This is a genomic window from Methanocaldococcus sp. (assembly GCF_024490875.1).
Lineage (GTDB): Archaea > AGJL01 > Methanococci > Methanococcales > Methanocaldococcaceae > Methanocaldococcus.
The window spans coordinates 33,401-52,230 of record NZ_JACCLX010000026.1; the positions used below are offsets into that span (position 1 = coordinate 33,401).

Consider the following 18,830-nt stretch of genomic DNA (forward strand, 5'->3'; position numbering starts at 1 on the left):
TTAATTTAATTATAAAATTATAAGTTAAAGGTGAGATAAATGTTTACAGAACCAGTAAAGGAAATAATGACAAGAGATGTTGTTACAGTAACTCCTGAAACCCCAATATCAAAAGCAATAGGTATAATGGAAGAGAATGGCTTTCACCATTTAATTGTAGTTGATAAGAAAGATGATAAAGAGGAATACTATTTAATAAGTATAAGAGATTTATTATTAGCATCATCAGTTCAGGAAGAAGTTAGAACATTAATGTATAAGCCACACTACATACACGAAGATACTCCTGTTTTAGACGCTGTATGTGAAATGCTTGAAAGTGGGCAAAGAGCAGCACCAATAGTAAATGATGAAGGAAAATTAGTAGGAATAATTACTGACTATGACATTATGGCAAGAGCCGCAAGATCAAAGATAATGAAAGATACTAAAATTACAAAGATAATGACGAGAAATATAATAACAATCAATGAAAATGATTCTATTGGTAAGGCAAGAGCATTAATGAGAGATAATAACATTGGTAGGTTGGTAGTTGTTGATGATGAAGGAAATCCTGTTGGAATGGTTACTGAGGTAGATATTATCAAAAAGATTTACAAACCAAAAAGAAGAATGACTTATGGAGAAGTAAAAGGAGAAAAAGTTCCAAGAATGGGACAGCCAGTTAAGTTAATTATGAATACCCCATTAATAACTGTTGATGTAGATGCAAGTGCAGCAGATGCGGCAAGAGTTATGCAAGAGTATGATATTAGGGGAGTTCCTGTTGTAAAAGGTAAGTCTTTAAAGGGAATTGTTACAAGGTTAGACATTATAAAGTATATAGCTGATTTGAAAAAAGGAGCAATGATTGAAGTAGAAATTCATGGAATGTTAGATCCAGAAGTTAAAGATCTTGCAGAAAGAATTATTGCAACAGAAGTCAAAAAGATGGTTAAACAGGCAGGAAAAATTCACTGGATAAAGATAAATATTAAAAAAGATAGAGATAAGGGAGGAGTTCCATATTATAGAATTACAACATATGTAAAAACTCCAAATAAGTTGTATGTTGGAGAAGGCAGACCAAAAGCTTCATTACCTAATAAATTAGAAGCAGAAGGGGAAGATATCGCATATATTTCAGAGCACGAAAGATGGGAATTTATAGACATATTAAAGGAATCATTAGACTCAGTGTTAAGACAGTTGGAGGCTGATTTTGATAAATATCATCCAAAACATATAGGAAGAGAAATTAAAGAGCAACTATATGAAGAATATGTTCCCGAAGAATATACCAAAGAAAATGAAAATATAGAACAAAATAAAGAAAAATAACACCTTGGTGATCTTTTGAGTGAACTCAAAGTAAAAAAAATTAGAAATGGAACTGTAATTGATCACATAGATGCAGGAAAAGCGTTAATGGTATATAAAATTTTAAACATTCCTAATGAAACCTCTGTAATGATAGCAATAAATGTTCCTTCAAAAAAGAAGGGTAAAAAAGATATTCTAAAAATTGAAGGAATTGAATTAAAAAAGAAGGATGTTGATAAAATATCTTTAATTTCTCCTGATGTAACTATAAATATCATTAGAAATGGAAATGTCGTCAAAAAACTTAAACCACAGATACCAAATAACATAGAGGGAATATTAAAATGTACAAATCCAAACTGCATAACAAATAAAGAGAAAATTAAAGGAAAGTTTATAATAGAAAATAAAAATCCATTAAAAATTAGATGTTACTATTGTGAAAAAGTTTTAAATAAAATAGTTTTTGAATAATTTAGGGATTTTTATGGAATTAAAAGGTAGAAGTATATCAAAAGGAGTTGTTAAGGGAATTGCAATTGTCTCAAAAAAACCCTTCTCTTTTTTGGGAGGAGTTGATAAGGATGGAAAGGTTATAGACAAAGATAGCGACATATATGGACAATCATTGAAAGGAAAAATTTTTGTATTCCCTTATGGAAAAGGGAGTACTGTTGGTTCTTATGTTATATATGGTTTGGCAAAAAGAGGAATTTTAAAAGGGATAGTTAATAATGAATGTGAGCCTATTGTAGCTACTGGTGCTATTTTAGGAGGAATTCCATTGGTTGATAAAGTAGATATAGAAAAAATAAAAACAGGAGATACAATAATAGTTGATGGAAATAGAGGAGTTGTAAAGATTTTAAACAAAGAGTAATATATTTATTTTTAATTATTTAATTGGATTTTAAGTTCGTTATTTTTAGTTTTTAATGATTTTGATATAATTTATTTGTAGGTCAAATTTTTTAAATTTTTAAAATTTTAAACTAAAATGTGGTGAAATTTATGAGTAAAGAAGAAAATCCTTTTAAAAAAATGCCTACTATATTGATGCCTGATGAATTAATATCTAAGGCATTAAGAAGGGGAGAAAAAGTAGCCAATGAAATGAGAAAAAAAGAATTACCTTGGTTGTTAAAGGCGAGATATGTAGAGGAGCATAAAGTTAGAACTATTGCGTCAGTTGTGGCAGACAATTTACAAAAGGTTATAGATAAAACTCCCCCAGTAAGAGAACTACCTAAATTTTATCAGGAAATGGTTGAAGTTTTAGTAGGAGTAGATGAATTTAAAAAGTCAATGGGTGCATTTAAGTGGGCCTCTGAATTAGTTAGAAAATTAGGTAATGAGTATGCTAAAAAGATTAGAAAAGCAAGAACTCCACAACAGGCAGGAAAATTAAGAAAAGAATTCGTTGGGAGAGTAAAGTCTATATTAAATCAAATTCATCCAAAAATGGCTTTTGTAGCAGTTGCAAGGGAGAAATTGAAAAATTTACCAACATTTAAAAATCTTCCAACTGTTGTAATCGCTGGCTATCCAAATGTTGGAAAATCCACATTGTTAAAAAAATTGACAGGGGCGGATGTTGAAATAAACAACTATCCATTTACAACTAAAGGAATAAATATGGGATATATGGAAGATATTCAAATTGTAGATACTCCTGGATTGTTAGATCGTCCATTATATGAAAGAAATGATATAGAGTTGCAGGCAATATTGGCATTAAACTATTTAGCAAATTTAATTTTGTTTATTATAGATGCAAGTGAGTTTTGCGGCTATACAATTGAAGAGCAATTAAATTTATTAAAAGAGATAAAAGAATTATTTAAGGTTCCTATTGTTGTAGCAATAAATAAAATTGATTTAGTTGAGGATGAAGGAAAAATTAAAAATATAGAGGAAAAGTTAAAAGAGATAGGAGTGGAGAAAATATTTAAAATATCTGCTGATAAAGGAATTGGTTTGGAGGAGTTAAAAGAATATTTCTTTAAAAAACTTTTATCTCCAAATAATAGTAATTAATTTTTTATTTTTTATTCATTTTCAATTTCGTTAATTAAGTTTAATGAATCAGCATCACCATATTTGTTAGCAATATTTTTGATTTTTTCGAGAATCTTTGGCTTTTTGTTAGTTAATTTTTTTAACTCCTTACAGTATTTTATAACATCTCTATATCCTATCTCTAACACTTTACTTTTAAATTTTGAAAGTTCATAAGATAAAAGACCTCTTAAAACATCATCATTTGAGAATAAAAATACAGGATGTATCCAAATTATTATTTTGTCATCATCATATTTTTCTACAAAGTTCTCTATTTTATTTATATCCATAAACACATCTACATAAACTGATATTTCTTCTTTTATGTTTATATTTTCCAATAAATCTTCAAGTATATTGTTAATTTTAGTATCAAATTCAATAATCTTTTCATCTAATTCTTCATCATTTAACTCCATCCATTTTAACAGTCTCTCTTTAAGTTCTATTGTTGTGTTGTTATTTGAAGGATAAACTATTGAGTAATTATTTCCCTCAAATTTGTAGTTTTTACTAACTCTTGAAGATAAATTAATAATCATTAAACCATCGTCTAAATTTTTTAAATTAATACTTTTTAATTTATACTTCCTCATTTCTACTTCAAAATCTTCCAAGTTTTTAAAATCTTCTAAATTTCTAATATAAACTTTCTCCCCATTTTTTCCTTTTATGTAAAATCCTTTAAATTCAATTTCAGCAAGATCTCCTCTAATTATGTCCTTTGAAAATTCATCTAAATTTTTGTAAATATCATATAAAATTTTTTGAGCTAATTCCTTAGACTTCATTAATTTCACCTAAATTAGTTATATGGTATCTATAACTTATCCTCCTTCTCTTAAATACCATCCTTTATCTTTTATATTTTTAATAATATTATTTTCTAAAAATCCTATACCTAAAACTTCTTTATTCTCATTAAAGACAACTATTCTCCCAGAGCCCTTAACCTCTATAATTGACTCTTTAAATATATCTCTTCCATATAAAAATAATGTTTCACCTTTTTTATTTACAACTGCATAGTTATTTATTATATATGGAGATATTAATGTAAAACCCTCTAAAGATAATCTAAATTTTCTTTTAATTTCACCAAATATATTTCCTACTGAAAATATCTCCTCAAACTTATTTAAATTTTTTATTGTTTCTTCATTGGTGTAGCAAACAGTTAACCAATTTCCCTCTAAAACAACTAAATTTTCATATTTAAAATTATTAGCGTAACTTTTTTCAGTATATCTACATAACTCCTCTTTTATCAAATCAATTTCTCTTTTTTTTAATTTTCTAAATTTCATAGTTTCACTTTTTGCTTAATTTTACATAATTTAATTTATGGAAATATTTGGATATACTTGGATTTAAAATCTTATAACTATATAATATCTACTATATCAAAATATAGTCCTTTCAAAGATTCATTGAGATATTACATAAAAGGAGAGTAAAATATTGTAGGACTTAAACAAATAAGCTCAAATAAAAAAGTAAAAGTATGACGCGGGGGCCGGGATTTGAACCCGGGCTGGGCGATGCCCAACGGGATTAGCAGTCCCGCGCCGTACCAGGCTGGGCCACCCCCGCACTAAGAAAGCAAACAGTATTTGGTTATAAGATATATATATATTTTTCGTTTCGAAATGTAATTTGTGAAAAATAATATATAAAATAATTATAACAATTATAACGTTATCTTTAAATAATAAGTAGGTGATATTATGAAAAAAATACTAACATTGCTATTCTTATTTATATTTTTAAATTCATCCCTTGCTATAATTATAAAAGCTCCAGCAGTTTCTTTAACTGATAGAGGTCCAGAAGGGGTCCCTATAAGTATACAAATAAATGTTACTAAAGGAAATGGACGTGTTTTTATGGATACTTTGCCATTAACACAGTTAGATATGCAAGGTTCAGCAAGAATTGCGGCAAAAGTTGCTGGAGAGATTACTGGAAAGGATATGAATAAATATAATGTCTATATTACTGTAAGAAGTGATGTTCCAGTAGTTGGAGGACCTTCTGCCGGAGCAACAATGACTATTGGAATTATCTGTTCATTAATGAATTGGAGCATTAACCACAATGTTATGATGACTGGGACTATAAACCCAGATGGAAGTATTGGCCCAGTTGGAGGAATATTAGAAAAAATAGAAGCCGCTAAAAAGGCAAACTGTACAATTATGTTAATCCCAAAAGGGCAAAGATATGTTACTGAAAATAATATGAAAATAGACGCTGTTAAATTTGGACAAAAATTGGGTATTAAGGTTATAGAGGTCGGAAGTATTTATGAAGCACTTCCATACTTTACAAATAAAAAGATTACTATGAAGAAATATCCTGAAAATCCAATTATTGAAGAAAAATATCAAAAAATAATGAAAAAATTATGTGATAAAATTTTGAAAACAGCAAATGAGAAATATGATAATATCTCCAATGAATTAAATAACGAATATTTTGGATATAATTATCAAAATAAGCTATCATCTGAATTAAAAGAAGCTAAAAAATTATTAGATAAGGCAAACGATGAATATATGGATGAAAAATATTATTCAGCAACATGTTCAGCATTTAACGCACTAATTAAATTAGAAACAATCGACCATACAATAAAATATCTTACAGGAGATGAAAATATTAAAACGTATCTTAACAATGTTCAGAGTCAAATAGATTATGATAAAAAAGTAGTTTATTCAAAAAATTTAACTTTAAATAACTTTGAAGAGATTTTAGCTGGAAGAGTTAGAATATCTGAGGCTGAGAGTTTATTAAATAAAGCATGGAAATCTTACTATTTAGGAAACTATGATGATGCTATAAAATACGGTAGTTTTGCAAAGTTGAGAGGTGAAAGTGCAATTTGGTGGGTTACATTATGTGAAAATAATTATAATAATAGCAATAATAAAATAATAAATGAATCCTCTCTAAAATCTTTAGCTCAGCAATATTTAGATAATGCTGAAACAATTACAACATATGTTGACACCTTATATCCTAATTTAGTAAGTGATGAAGCTATAGATGATTTAGATGCCGCTAAAAAAGCATATAATCATGGAGATTATTTACTAACAATTGCTAAAAGTATAGATTCATGTGTAGAATCTGAAATACCTTTAGTAATTTTTGAAGATAAAGATTATCTAAATTACTTAAAAGAATATGCACGGAATAAAATAAATATGGCTGAAGCCTTAGGAATTATCCCAATTTCAGCCTTAAGTTATTATGAATATGCTGGAAGTTTAGATAATGATTTATTAAAAATAATGTACTATAAATATAGTTCATACTATGCTCAAATGGATGTAGATGTTATAAAAGAGTTAAATAAAAATAATAAAGAGATTCAAAAGGTATTGGAAAATGAAGTTATAATATCTAACAGTAGTTATGTAGTTAATGAAAGTTCTTCAAATAACAATATTTCTGATATAATAATTTCTGCAATAGTTGGAGGATTAATTGGATTCACTGGAGGTTATTTCTCAAGAAAAGTTTTATCTTCATAAATCATTTTATTTAATCTTTTTATATAAAACTTCTCCTGTCATTTTGTTTCTAATCTCTAATATTCTATGTAATGGAATGTAAGTATCTTCATATATCAAATACAAATAATTTCCTTTAATTTTAACCTCACTTAATGGAATTACTTTTTTATTATCTTTACCTCCTCTATGTATTATAACAATCTCAAAATTATCTATGTTATCCTTATAATTTGGATGCCAAAAGAGTTTATTTAATATTTCCTTGAGCATAATTCCAGATCTATAAGTATTATATTAAATCTCTATCTAATAAACCAAGTTCTTCCCCATTTTCATTAACTTTTATTCTTCCAAACCTTATTTCTTTAAGATTTTTAATTTCATCTTCATTAATGGGGGATAGTATCTCTAATGTTTCATTCTCAAAATTTATATTTTTTAATATACCCAATCCAATGCAAAAGCCCTCTTCATCAATTAATCCAACTATTAAGTTGTTAAATCTTTCTGGCTCAATGTAGTATAGAATGTTTTTATCAACCTGTCTTGGCATATTTACCAAATCTCTTTTTACTATTGTATATCTTCCCTCACATTTAATTCCATAGAGTATTTTCCATTTAAAAAGTGATTCTAATAGGTATTTTTCATCTTCCAAAATCTTCTCTCCTTGAAATATCTTAGTTCCACTAATAATTACATCATTAAAACCAATATTATAAATTTTTGAAGTTTTAAAGTATTCTCTCCATTTTTCTACTCTAAGTTCTTTTCTCTCTTCCCTACTAAATGATTTTGCATTTTCATAAACTTTTAAGTAAAAAATTTTAATTTTATCTTCAAAGACCTTTAATATAGGTTTAAGTTCATTTCTTTTTTGCAAACCTATTATAACATCTGGCTTAATCATCTCTATTTTCATCCTCTTTAACTCTGCCCCAGAGCCAGAAATTAATCCAGTTGTATCAACTATAACAACATCTGCCATATCCTTAGCACAATCACACAGTAACTTAGTTCCTACAATCATCTCCCCAAAAAATTGAATTGGAGTAGTTGAACCAACAAAATAACTTTTATAAGGTTTAAGTTCATACAAATTGTTAAAATTTGTTTCTGGAAATGCTAAACTTATAGTTGCTGGGGGTAGAATACTTTTTTGTCCGATATCACAATCAATTATAGCCACTTTATAATTTAAATTTAAAAGTTCATTAGCTAAAAAAGTAGTTAGAGTAGTTTTTCCACTGTCTAATCCTCCAAGTATTAAAATTTTAATGGGCTTTTGACTATCTTTAAGATTATTTAAAACCTCAAATCTATCATCTGGAACTTCTGATGGATAATGAGATTTGTTCATCATAGTAACCACCAGATTAAACTGTAAATTATTAAAAATGTAATTACTGTAAAATCAACAGCCTTAAAAGCCATTAGAGATTTTTCAATGTCTATTTTTCCAGAACCCAATTTATAATGCCCAATTTTTTCTAAGGTTATGTTTAGAGCGTTAGCCAATGTAGCCATTGTATAGCCAGAGTTAGGAGATGGAACTTTATTAGCTTCCTTTAAAAATCCATATATTGCTTTTTTTATGCTTCCTTTATAAAATGGAGCAGTTATTATTAATAATAGTCCAGATATTCTTGAAGGGATAAAATTTGCTATATCATCCAATCTTGCTGCTAATTTTCCATACCATAAATATTTTTCATTTTTATAGCCAATCATTGCATCTAATGTATTTATTGCTCTATATACAAAAGCTCCAGGCAATCCAAAAATAATTGCATAAAATAAAGCTCCAATTATACTGTCAGTTATGTTTTCAGACAAACTTTCTATAGCAGCAGAGAGAATATGTTCCTTATCTAACTTAGATGCATCCCTACTTACAATATGCTGAACTGATTCTCTTGCTTTTTCAATGTTACCCTCTTTAATGTACAAAATTGGTTTTTTACAGAATTCGAATAAAGATTTATATCCAATAGTTGTTGATAGTAAAAAAGCATATACTAAATAGTTTAAAGGAAAATATAGAGATAAAACAATTTTTTCTACACAAATTGAAATTATAGCAACAACAGATATTGTTATTAAAGTAATTATAGAACCAAATAAAAAATCCTTATATATATTCTCACAGTTCGTAGATTTAAATATTTTTTTTAAGGAATATATTAATTTACCTATCCAAACAGTTGGATGAATTTTTTCAGGAAGTTCTCCAATTATTCTATCAAAAATAACTGCTAAAATTAGTATTGCTGGATTTAACATTATTTCCCTATTATATTCTTTAAATCATCAAAAATTACCTCACTTTTACAAAAGCTTGGTAAATAAACTGCAGCTTTTCCAGAATTTGTTGCTACAACTTTATAACCTAAATCTTCAATTGGAGAGACAACCATACAAGTGTCTTTAATTATTTTTCCTCCTGCCTTTTCAATTATCTTTGTATATCCCATTCTATCTGCTATACTATTAATATGTAAAGAGCAGCAAACCCATAAATCAGATTTTAATTTCTTATCCTTTAACATTTCAGCAATTTTTTTAATTTCCATTAGAGAGCAGTGGGGACAGCCAATACAAATTAAATCAGGCTCTTCGTTTGTTGTATTTAATTTTTCATAACTCTCTTTTATATCATCAATTCCAATAGTTATCTTTTCAACTTTATCATTAATAACATTTTTAACTTTACACTCTGCTGTCAAATTTTTAGCATGGTATAAGGCAACTCCACCACTTGCTGCCATTGCCGCCCCTAAGGATTTTAAGTCATCATTATTGGGATTTAGTTTGTATAAATTTTCAAAATAAGGAACTCCATTTTTTACAATTTTTCCAACTAAGTAACCTAAGGCACCATAAAAACTCTCTTCTTTATCAATATTTTTTATTAATTGGCTGTCTAACTCTATAATATAATTTGCTTTTCTATTTTCATCTAAGTGATAACCATAGTATGGTGTTTTTCCAATAATTGCTGATGCTAATGCTGAAGGTCCTCCTTCTCTATTTGTTCGTGCTCCAATAACTGAATTTGCAAAACATACTGCTGAACTTTCTGCCCAACTTATATGTTCTCCAAATTTAGGTAGGTTTCCAGTTAAATAAGGAGTACAAGTGCAACCAATTTCAACGCCCATTTTTTTAAACGCCTCTATTATTCTTAACTGTTTTTTAGCAAATTCTTCACTTATGCCTAATTCTTTCCATATATCTAAATCCATTCCAGCTGGGTTTAATGTAGAATGAACCTTAACTTTAACATTTTCTTTAGAAAAATCCTCTAAAAATTCCAATCCAATGTCTCCTATTGTCTTATATGAAACCCCAGAAATTTGAGCAGATTTTATTGGAATTAATCTTTCAGCCCCATATATTTCTCCTAACGAAACAAGTAAATTCATACATTTTCTTAAAATTTCTCCATATTCTCCATCTAAAATTTTCTCCTCCTCTTTTGTAAGATACATTTATTCCACCAAAATCTTTTTTAGGTTAAAATAACCAAACTTTAGAATTAAAATAAAAATAATTTAACCAAAAAATAAAATAATAAATTACTCTTTTATTTTATTTTTTTTCAAACAATCTTTCATTAGCAATTTCTAAATATTCCTTTAAAATGTCCTTACTTTTTACAGCATCTCTTATATTTTTATTTTCTATACTTATTATTCCATCATACTTAATTTCTTTTAATTTTTCTAAAACTTCAATAAAGTTAATATTTCCTTCTCCAATCTTTAAATGTTCATCCTCATATCCATTATTGTCATGGGCATGAATATGAATTATCCCAATTCCAATGTTTTGAAGTTTTTCAACGAATTCTGAAGGATTTCCAACAGTATTTGCATGCCCTATATCAAAAGTTATTCCTAAATTTTTTGAATCAAGCTCTTTGACAATTTCTAATAAAGACTCAGGAGTAGTTCCTAAGAGCCCTTTATAATTTGGCATATTTTCCAAGCCAATTTTTATTCCATAATCTTCTGCTATTTCTACGATTTCTGAGAGAGTTGAAAAGTTGTTATCTAAGATGTCATTTACATAGTTACTCCAAAGTTCTGGAATGTATCCAGGATGAACTACAACAACTTCAGAATCTAATTCAAAAGCCCCTTCAATGGCATCTCTTATACACTCAACAGTTAATCTTCTAACTCTTTCATTCATAGATGCTGGATTTAAGTCAGCAAAAGGAGCATGAACTACAATATCAACTTCATATTTGTTTTTTAACTCCATAAGATACTTTATGTTTTTTGGAGATAAATAATGAGTTCCTTCGCAAACAATTTCCCAAGCATCAAAGTTGTGCTCAGCAATCTTTTCCAATGAGGATGTTAAACTCTCTGGTAAAAAAACTAATGATGAAACTCCAAATCTCATATTTAATCACCAAACTATTTTTTATAGCATTCCAAAAACTTCAAAGTATTTTTTCTGCCTAACCACCATAACTGGAATATTATTTTCTATCAATTTCTCTTTAAGTTCTTTATCATTCGTAGCCACGATAACATTTTTATTTTGTAGGGCATACTTTAAAATAGCTTCGTCTGCATAACCTTCATAGTTTATTACTTTATAATTTTTTATTTTATTAAGAGCCAATTTAATAGATAATTTTTCTTTACCTTTTAAATTTGGATTATTTAATAACTTTTCTAACTCTTCTTTTATAGGGGATAATATAACAATTTCAAATTTTGAGTTTATAGCCCTCTCTATTTCATAGTCAAAGTTAATCTTATGTTTAAAAACATAAATTAGAAAGTTTGTGTCTGGAACTATTTTGTATATAATTAATCACCCTCTTTTATTTTTTATTTAGAAATTATCACTCCAAAGGAGACCTACCATATTTTATGAAAACTCTCAACTCTTTATTTTTTCTCTTTAAGTAATTCATTAGGGCATCGAGTTCTATCCTAAATATATGTTGCTCAATCTTTACTCCCTCATGAGATTTTTGAAGAGGTCTTATGTAACCACTATTTTCGTGCCAAAGAAGTTTTCCTATTAGTTCATCATCAATTAGGTTATTAGATTGAAGTAAATATATTACTCCCCCCTTCATCGTCCTGATGTATGCTGAGGGAACTCCTTTTTCTATGAACTCCTGAACTGTTGGAAAGTAGTTTCTTAAAACCCTTGGTAAGCAGTGAGATATATTCTTTTTATAATCTCTTTCTGGGTCGTAAATAACATAGTATCCCGGAATTTCTTCACCGTAAATTTTTAATAAATATACATCAAGGAATGGAACATCAACTGTATTGATGCCAAGTTTTGAAGTAATTTTTCTACTGTAGAAGCTCTTTGCAATGTATATAAGTTCTCTTTGGAGAAGTCTTTCAAGGGAGTAGAGATATTCAAGGTAACTCAAAACTACATGGATAGTGTTTTTAGCATCTTCAATAGTTAGTGTTCTTTCTTCTCCATATTCAGAAAGATAGTGATATATAACATCTTCAATTGTCTTCCCTTTTTCAGCAGATTCCATCAGACTTTCTAATGAAACTTTCAGTTTTTTAAGATTACTTGGAATTGGAGCATCTCTATATGAATAACCTTCCATAGCTTTATAAAATTCTGAATATTCTTCTACAACATCATCTGCCAATATTACAGAATCATATATTTCTCTTTTTTCTTCAAGCTTTTTTTCAAGTTCTTCATAGTGATAATTAAGTCTATTGATAAAATCATCAATAAGTTTTTTTAAACATTTCTCACCTAAAGCATTCATCACAGTAGTTATTCCTCTAACGCTCTCTGGATAAACTGGAGGTCTCGTCAAAGAACCTGTAAGAGTTCCATCCATTAATATAGTATATTCATTATTTCCAACTATAGAGCCAAGCATATTTTCAAGTGTTTCCATCTGCAACCTAATAATTTGGTCGGAAATTCCATGATTGTATGTCATAGCATTAGTATAGACAAAACGAGCATTTTTTCCATTACCAAAGGCATAAGATGCAACAGTATAGATAATAGTTCCACTAAGCCTTGCCTTTCCTTGACTACCATCAATGGCATAAACCTTACTTTCTCTCTTTTCTGGTAGAGGTTTCCAATCAATTTTTTCATTTAAAATATATTCTACCTCTTTAAGTTCATCGGTGAGCATTTTTAAAATTTTATCAGCGTGATTTTTTGAAATTAAACGATACATTTTTAACACACCTCAACCTCTTCCACTTTCGAGACACCATTCTCAAGTCTAATTCTAACTACTTTATCTGCGGCATCTTTTAATTCCTCATCGTGAGAAACTATTATCACTTGAGGAATTTTTTTAAGGTAGCACTCCATTATATCAACGAGCCTTCTCCTTCTTTCATCATCAAGATATGGTGTTGGCTCGTCCATTATTAGTAATGGGATTTCTCCAGCAAGGTATAAAGATAGTGCAAGTCTAAAAGCTAATCCAAGTGCTATTCTTTCCCCACCACTAAGGAAGGATAACTCTCTCTCTTTTCCATCATAAACAATTCCAAGAACAACTTTATTATCTTTAGCCTTTACAGTTACATTGGAATACTTTTCCTCTGTTAGTTCTTCAAAAATTTCACTTGCATATTCTCCAACTTTTGCCAAGGCATCTTCTTTGAGGATATTTTTAAACTTTCTAACTTTTTCTCTTAGTTCTTGAACTTTTTCTTTAACTTTCTTTAAGTTTTCAAGGTCTTTTTTCTTAATTTCAACTTTTTCTTTTTCATTTTTTAATTTATCTAAGTTTTTGGAAAGGTCTTCTTTCCTCTTTTCAAGATTTTTAAGTTCAGTTTCTGCCTCTCTAAGGGATTCCCTCTTTTCAATATACTCATTTCTAACTCTTTCATGTTCTTCTTTGCTATAACTATTTTCAAGATTTTCTAACTTTTCTTTTACGTCATTTAATTCTTTTTCTACTTCAAATTTTTTCTTTTTAAGGAAATTTAATTCATTTATTTCATTTTCAAGTAGATTTTTTTCTTTTATTAATTCTTTAACTGAATCAGAGAGTTTTATATATTTTTCATAAATTAGTTTTAATCTCTCAATCTCATCTTTTAAAGTTTCTATATTTTCAAATCCAAGATTTTTAAGTTTAACATTATATTTTTGTAAATAATTTTTAATTTCATAAATTTTTCTCTCTAAATATGTTTTTCTTTTTTCTAATACAGTTTTATTCCTTAATTCATCATGAATACCCTTTAATCTACCTTCGAGTTTATTTTTTTCAGATAAAAGATTATTATATTTATTAAATTTTTTTTCAAGTTCTTCAAGATTATATTTAGAAAGTTTCTCTTCGTTTTCTTTTATTTGATTGAGAATCTCTTCATTGGCTATAATAATCTTCTCTTTCTTTAAAATATTTTCAACTCTTACTTGTTCTGCTCTAAGGTTTTGTTCTCTATTATGTAGATGTTTCAATTCTTTTCCATAATTCTCTATTTCTAAAGTGTATTTTTTAATTAACTCTTGTCTATGTTCCTCTGTTAGTTCAGAACCACAGACTGGACATTTACCTTTGGCTTTTCTAAGTTCAAGAATAGCCTTTTCCTTCTCCCTTATAGCATTTTTTAATTCCCCTTTTCTCTTTTCAATTTCTCTAATTTCATTGAGAATCTCTTCTTTTCTTAATTTGGCTTTTTCAATTTCAGATTTGAGTTCTTTTAGATTATCTTCATCTAAACTAAGCCGTTTTCTAAGAGATTCAATAGTATTTTTAATTCTTAAATATTCCTCATACTGTTTAACATATTCTTCCAGTTCTTTAAGCTGTTTATCAATTTCTGATATTTTCTCTTGTAATTCTTTAAGTTCATTAGCCTTTTTCTCCAACTCATTAAGTCGTTCTTCAATCTGAGATATTTGTCCCTCATAACCTTTAATCTCTCTATCTGCCTTAGATTTTATTTCACTGTATTCATTATAAAATTTTTCAAGTTCTATATACTTTTCTGCATCATCTTTAATTTTCTCAAGTTCTTTAACTTTTTCTTCAAGGTCTTTAACTTTTGACTCTCTCTCAGCTATGGAATTATTAAGGGATTTTACCCTTGTATCTATTCTTTCAAGTGTTTTCTCAATTTCAGATTTCTTTTCTTTTAAGTTTTCAATATCTTTGGCAATTTTATCAAGTTTTTCTAATTTTTTTCTAAGGGCATCAATTTCATTTCTAATTTTTGGAATTTGAGGGGAAATTTCTTCTATCTCTTTAATAACATTATTTAAATTATTTTTATACTCTTTAATCATATCATCTATGTTTTTCATAGCATTTAAATATTCTTCAATTCCTTTAATTTTTGATTCAATCACTTTTCTTACTTCAAGGAGATTTTTATATGCATTTTCATATTTATCAAGCCCTAACACCTTTCTCACAACTTTTTCTCTACTTTCATCACTTTCAAGAATTGCATCAATTTCTCCCTGCCTTATATAAATAGCATTGACAAAAATGTCATAAGGAATTAGTTTCTCTACCCAATTTTTAACAGAAATGTGATTTGCCTCAGTTACATGGTGCCAAGTGCCATTATCATAGTATTTAGCAAAGGCGATATTCCTCGTTATGTTTCTATGAACTTGATACTTTACTCCATCTTTTTCGAAGAATATCGTTATTTCTGTACTCTTCCCATTAACTCGGAGGAAGTTATCTTTTTTAAGGTCTTTAGGTCTTGTGGGCCAGTATAATCCAACAAGAATAGCATCAAGTAGAGAACTTTTTCCAGAACCATTCTGTCCAATTATAAGATTTATTCCAGATGTAAAACTTACTTTGGTAAATTCATGGGAACGAAAGTCCCTCACAATGATTTTTTCTATTTTCATTTCTTCTCACCCATATTTAAATTATTTCAACCAATCTAAAAGTGTATATTTTTTATTTGGAGTAATTTTTTTAATATTTTCCTCAGTTTTTTGAACTTTTATATTTTCTTCCAATTTTAATTCAGTTTTTTGAAGATTTTCATTTTTTTCAGTTTTTTCTTCCTCTTTTTCAATATTAATTGGTCTATTTAACTCCTCTAAAATAAGATTTATTATATCATCAAATTCTTCAAAGTCCTTCTCTCCAACTCTTTCAATTATTTTAAGTTCTATAGGAGTAAAGAATTCGCTCGCAGTAGTTCCTTTTGTAGATATTGTTCTATGTTTTCCAAATTTTGTTCTTATGTGTAGATATTTAACCTTAAATATATCATGAAGAAAGGAAACATCAAAAGGTTTTTTCCACTCAATATTAATTCTTAAGAATGCTTCACTTGGAATATAATTTACTAACCTCTTTAATTCACTTTTAACAACATTTTCATCTGCCTTTATCTTAACATCATAGAAAGGTCTTACATTTAATTTTATAAATTTAGGCTTAAAGTCTTCAACTATAAAAAAGCCCTTATCACATCCAGATTGTTGCAGAAATCTATTTCCATCCCATCTATATCTTATCTCATAATCTCCAAAATCCCATCTTTGCAATGAACCGGGATATGCAACAATTCCATATCCTTTATTTGTTTGCCACATCTTGTGTATATGTCCCATTGCATAATAGAGAAATTCGTCTGGTAAATCTTTAAGGCTTATTTCAAAGTAATCTCTCTGAGTTTCAAGATATAAATTGTCCATAATTTCCTTTATTCCTTGATGTAGCATTAATATTGCATCTCCATTTGGTTTGAAGTAATCACTTAAATTATTTCTCTCAAACCACGCGGCACTCATAAATTTCATTCCGTAAATTTCAATACTATTATTACCCTTCTCAAAAATGCCTTTAACGATTAATTTTCCATTAACATTTTCTGTAATTTGATATTCATTTTCCTTTTTTTTCTCACTGAATCCTATAAGATATATTAATCCCAAAGATTCAAGGAGATGATAAACAGAAATCTTCTTCTGAGTTCTGTCGTGATTTCCTTCTATAGCAAAAACTGGAATATCATTTTCTTTAGGTATTGATAATATATCTATAGCCTCTTTAATTGTTTGAGGACTTGGATTACTCCTGTGGAATAAATCCCCAGATATTAAGATAAAATCAACTTTTTCATCAACAGCCTTTTTTATAGCCGTTTCAAAGGCATTTTTAAATTCTTCAGATCTATAAGGTAATCTATATTGCTCAAATCCAAGATGCACATCTGCAATATGAGCAAATTTAAAGGTCATAATTTATCCCCTCATCATCATAAATTTTTTGAATTTCTTTCTCTTTTTTTTCTTCAACCTCTCTATTGAGCCATCTTGAAACAACTCCTATATCTTCACCACCGTAATCCCCACCCATAGATTTAAAGTTGTGTATTTTAACCAAAGCTGGAAGAGAAATTGCTTGACCAACTATTACTGCCTCACCCTTACCAAGAGAGGCAATATCTGAGAGTAAATCAGAACTCAGTTGCTCACTCGCTTTGAGAACATAATCCTGATCTTTTGGATTTACAATTCTTAAAATTATCTTCGTGTTTGTTTGACTTAAAACATCCTCATTTAGTTTATTTGGTCTTTGTGAAACTATTCCCAATCCTACTCCAAATTTTCTACCTTCTCTTGCAATTCTACTTAAAATTCTTACAGCATCGTTATTTTCTCCTTGTGGAGCAAAGATATGTGCCTCTTCTACAATAAGAAGGATTGGCTCAGCAAGGGCTTTACTCTTAGTTTCAATATCCTTCATAGTTTTTTCAAGTTCTTTTATTTCATTTTCAAGTTTTGAAGTTCTAACTACTCTACTTTCTCTCAATTCTTCTTTTATTCGTTCAAGTTTCTTTCTTGCTTTTTCATAATCTACCCTTGCCTCAAATATGGCATACAAAAGCTTACCAACAACAACCTTCATTTGGCTCTCATCTAAATGACCTAAATCAATGACATTGGCTTTACCTGGCTCAATTTGAGAGATTAAATCTTCACTTGTCAATAAAGTTCCATAGTTCCTTAGAAATCTTCTAATTCTTAGAACTACTCCTCTTAAAGTTTCAACTCTCTCTGCTTTGAGTTCCTCAGTAAAGTAATTCTTCTTTCCCTCATCCCAATATTCTGCTTTTTTATTCCTTATCCAATCGTTTATTTTTTCCATGAGTTTTTCAATAATCTCTCTTCCCCCAACATTTGGATTTTCATGTTTAACAGTTTCCCATGCCTTGGCTAAAAACTCTCTCTGAATTGTTGCATTTTTGGCAATTTCAATTAAATCAGCCAATTCTTCACTGTCCATTTCTTCTGGTTTTATTTTGGCTTCAATTATTTTCACATATTCTTTTCCAGTATTTGGAAGTTTTAACTTAATATAATCTCCATGAGGGTCAAGAACTACAACAGTCCCTCTAAGTTTTTCAACAATTTGACTAATCATCACAGATACAGTATTTGATTTTCCAGCCCCAGTAACAGCTAAAACTGCAAAATGTCTTGAAACGAGTTCATCAGCATTTAAATAAATTGGAACACTTTCTCTCAAAAGGAGATTTCCTATTTCTATATATCCAATTCCGGGATTGAATATTGCCTTTAAAATATCATCACTTAAACGATAAACCTTTCTACCATTAGGAATAGGCACTCTATTTGGCAAAACCTCAACTCTTTCTCCATTAATTTTAATTTTTCCAAGGATTCTTACAGTAGCTATGATTTCTTCATTGGATTCAATACTATCTCCATATTGTTCTAAATCTAATTGTAAAGCATAATATGTGCTTTTTCCTCCACTGAGAAGCCAGTTTATATTTTCAAGTTTTCTAATATTGCCAATAACCCATTCATCCTCTCTATTTTGAGCTACAACAAATTCTCCAAATCGTAATTCAGCGTCTGGATGAGCAGAAAATTTAAAATTTGTAACTGTTGCCTCTCCTTTGACTATACCAACAACATCCTCAATAATATTCATAAATATCA

General features: G+C 28.6%; 17 protein-coding genes and 1 tRNA gene. 5 read left to right on the top strand and 13 right to left on the bottom strand.

What is annotated here, in order from left to right; translation table 11 throughout:
• The first annotated feature begins 39 nt into the window (after window positions 1-39).
• The 4 genes from HZY31_RS04850 to HZY31_RS04865 all read left to right on the top strand — a co-directional run bounded on the left by HZY31_RS04850 (window position 40) and on the right by HZY31_RS04865 (window position 3,342).
• On the top strand, window positions 40-1,323 hold the full coding sequence (locus tag HZY31_RS04850) for a CBS domain-containing protein (RefSeq protein ID WP_297318316.1): 1,284 nt from the start codon (window positions 40-42) through the stop codon (window positions 1,321-1,323).
• A 15-nt stretch (window positions 1,324-1,338) separates the two neighbouring features.
• Window positions 1,339-1,779, top strand: a complete 441-nt coding sequence (gene pyrI / locus HZY31_RS04855) for an aspartate carbamoyltransferase regulatory subunit (protein WP_297318317.1) — start codon at window positions 1,339-1,341, stop codon at window positions 1,777-1,779.
• 13 nt (window positions 1,780-1,792) lie between these two features.
• Entirely contained in the window at window positions 1,793-2,185 is a 393-nt protein-coding gene (locus tag HZY31_RS04860; protein WP_297318318.1) for a DUF126 domain-containing protein, read from the top strand.
• 131 nt (window positions 2,186-2,316) lie between these two features.
• Window positions 2,317-3,342 carry an NOG1 family protein gene (locus HZY31_RS04865; RefSeq protein ID WP_297318319.1) on the top strand — a complete coding sequence of 342 codons (1,026 nt, stop codon included), beginning with the start codon at window positions 2,317-2,319 and terminating at the stop codon, window positions 3,340-3,342.
• Window positions 3,343-3,353: 11 nt separating this feature from the next.
• On the opposite strand, the gene HZY31_RS04870 is transcribed toward HZY31_RS04865, so the two are convergent.
• From HZY31_RS04870 to HZY31_RS04880, 3 genes are all read right to left on the bottom strand, one after another.
• On the bottom strand, window positions 3,354-4,157 hold the full coding sequence (locus HZY31_RS04870) for a hypothetical protein (RefSeq protein WP_297318320.1): 804 nt from the start codon (window positions 4,155-4,157) through the stop codon (window positions 3,354-3,356).
• Window positions 4,158-4,193: 36 nt separating this feature from the next.
• Window positions 4,194-4,673, bottom strand: a complete 480-nt coding sequence (locus HZY31_RS04875; protein ID WP_297318321.1) for a PUA domain-containing protein — start codon at window positions 4,671-4,673, stop codon at window positions 4,194-4,196.
• Window positions 4,674-4,874: 201 nt separating this feature from the next.
• A tRNA-Ser gene (locus HZY31_RS04880) sits at window positions 4,875-4,959 on the bottom strand.
• A 134-nt stretch (window positions 4,960-5,093) separates the two neighbouring features.
• Between HZY31_RS04880 and HZY31_RS04885 the strand changes: the two genes are divergently transcribed.
• Window positions 5,094-6,908 carry a S16 family serine protease gene (locus tag HZY31_RS04885; RefSeq protein WP_297318322.1) on the top strand — a complete coding sequence of 605 codons (1,815 nt, stop codon included), beginning with the start codon at window positions 5,094-5,096 and terminating at the stop codon, window positions 6,906-6,908.
• Window positions 6,909-6,914: 6 nt separating this feature from the next.
• Here the strand turns inward: HZY31_RS04885 and HZY31_RS04890 are convergent, their stop codons facing one another.
• The 10 genes from HZY31_RS04890 to herA all read right to left on the bottom strand — a co-directional run bounded on the left by HZY31_RS04890 (window position 6,915) and on the right by herA (window position 18,822).
• Window positions 6,915-7,160 carry an RNA repair domain-containing protein gene (locus HZY31_RS04890; protein ID WP_297318323.1) on the bottom strand — a complete coding sequence of 82 codons (246 nt, stop codon included), beginning with the start codon at window positions 7,158-7,160 and terminating at the stop codon, window positions 6,915-6,917.
• A 19-nt stretch (window positions 7,161-7,179) separates the two neighbouring features.
• The gene (locus HZY31_RS04895) at window positions 7,180-8,253 is read right to left on the bottom strand and encodes a Clp1/GlmU family protein (protein ID WP_297318324.1); all 1,074 of its coding nucleotides are present in this window, start codon (window positions 8,251-8,253) and stop codon (window positions 7,180-7,182) included.
• Window positions 8,250-9,173, bottom strand: coding sequence for an adenosylcobinamide-phosphate synthase CbiB (gene cbiB, locus HZY31_RS04900; RefSeq protein ID WP_297318325.1), 924 nt, complete (start codon window positions 9,171-9,173; stop codon window positions 8,250-8,252). The genes HZY31_RS04895 and cbiB overlap by 4 nt, the downstream gene beginning before the upstream one ends.
• Window positions 9,173-10,381 carry an aconitase X gene (locus HZY31_RS04905; RefSeq protein ID WP_297318326.1) on the bottom strand — a complete coding sequence of 403 codons (1,209 nt, stop codon included), beginning with the start codon at window positions 10,379-10,381 and terminating at the stop codon, window positions 9,173-9,175. The genes cbiB and HZY31_RS04905 overlap by 1 nt, the downstream gene beginning before the upstream one ends.
• Before the next feature lie 100 nt (window positions 10,382-10,481).
• On the bottom strand, window positions 10,482-11,303 hold the full coding sequence (locus HZY31_RS04910) for a sugar phosphate isomerase/epimerase family protein (protein WP_297318327.1): 822 nt from the start codon (window positions 11,301-11,303) through the stop codon (window positions 10,482-10,484).
• A 21-nt stretch (window positions 11,304-11,324) separates the two neighbouring features.
• Window positions 11,325-11,717 carry a PIN domain-containing protein gene (locus tag HZY31_RS04915; protein ID WP_297318350.1) on the bottom strand — a complete coding sequence of 131 codons (393 nt, stop codon included), beginning with the start codon at window positions 11,715-11,717 and terminating at the stop codon, window positions 11,325-11,327.
• 37 nt (window positions 11,718-11,754) lie between these two features.
• Window positions 11,755-13,095, bottom strand: a complete 1,341-nt coding sequence (gene nurA, locus HZY31_RS04920; RefSeq protein WP_297318328.1) for a DNA double-strand break repair nuclease NurA — start codon at window positions 13,093-13,095, stop codon at window positions 11,755-11,757.
• A gap of 2 nt (window positions 13,096-13,097) precedes the next feature.
• Entirely contained in the window at window positions 13,098-15,752 is a 2,655-nt protein-coding gene (rad50, locus tag HZY31_RS04925; protein ID WP_297318329.1) for a DNA double-strand break repair ATPase Rad50, read from the bottom strand.
• A gap of 21 nt (window positions 15,753-15,773) precedes the next feature.
• Window positions 15,774-17,099 (bottom strand): DNA double-strand break repair protein Mre11, encoded by a 1,326-nt coding sequence (gene mre11, locus HZY31_RS04930; RefSeq protein WP_297318330.1) that lies wholly within the window; start codon window positions 17,097-17,099, stop codon window positions 15,774-15,776.
• Window positions 17,089-18,822 carry a DNA double-strand break repair helicase HerA gene (herA, locus tag HZY31_RS04935; RefSeq protein ID WP_297318331.1) on the bottom strand — a complete coding sequence of 578 codons (1,734 nt, stop codon included), beginning with the start codon at window positions 18,820-18,822 and terminating at the stop codon, window positions 17,089-17,091. The genes mre11 and herA overlap by 11 nt, the downstream gene beginning before the upstream one ends.
• Window positions 18,823-18,830: the final 8 nt, after the last annotated feature.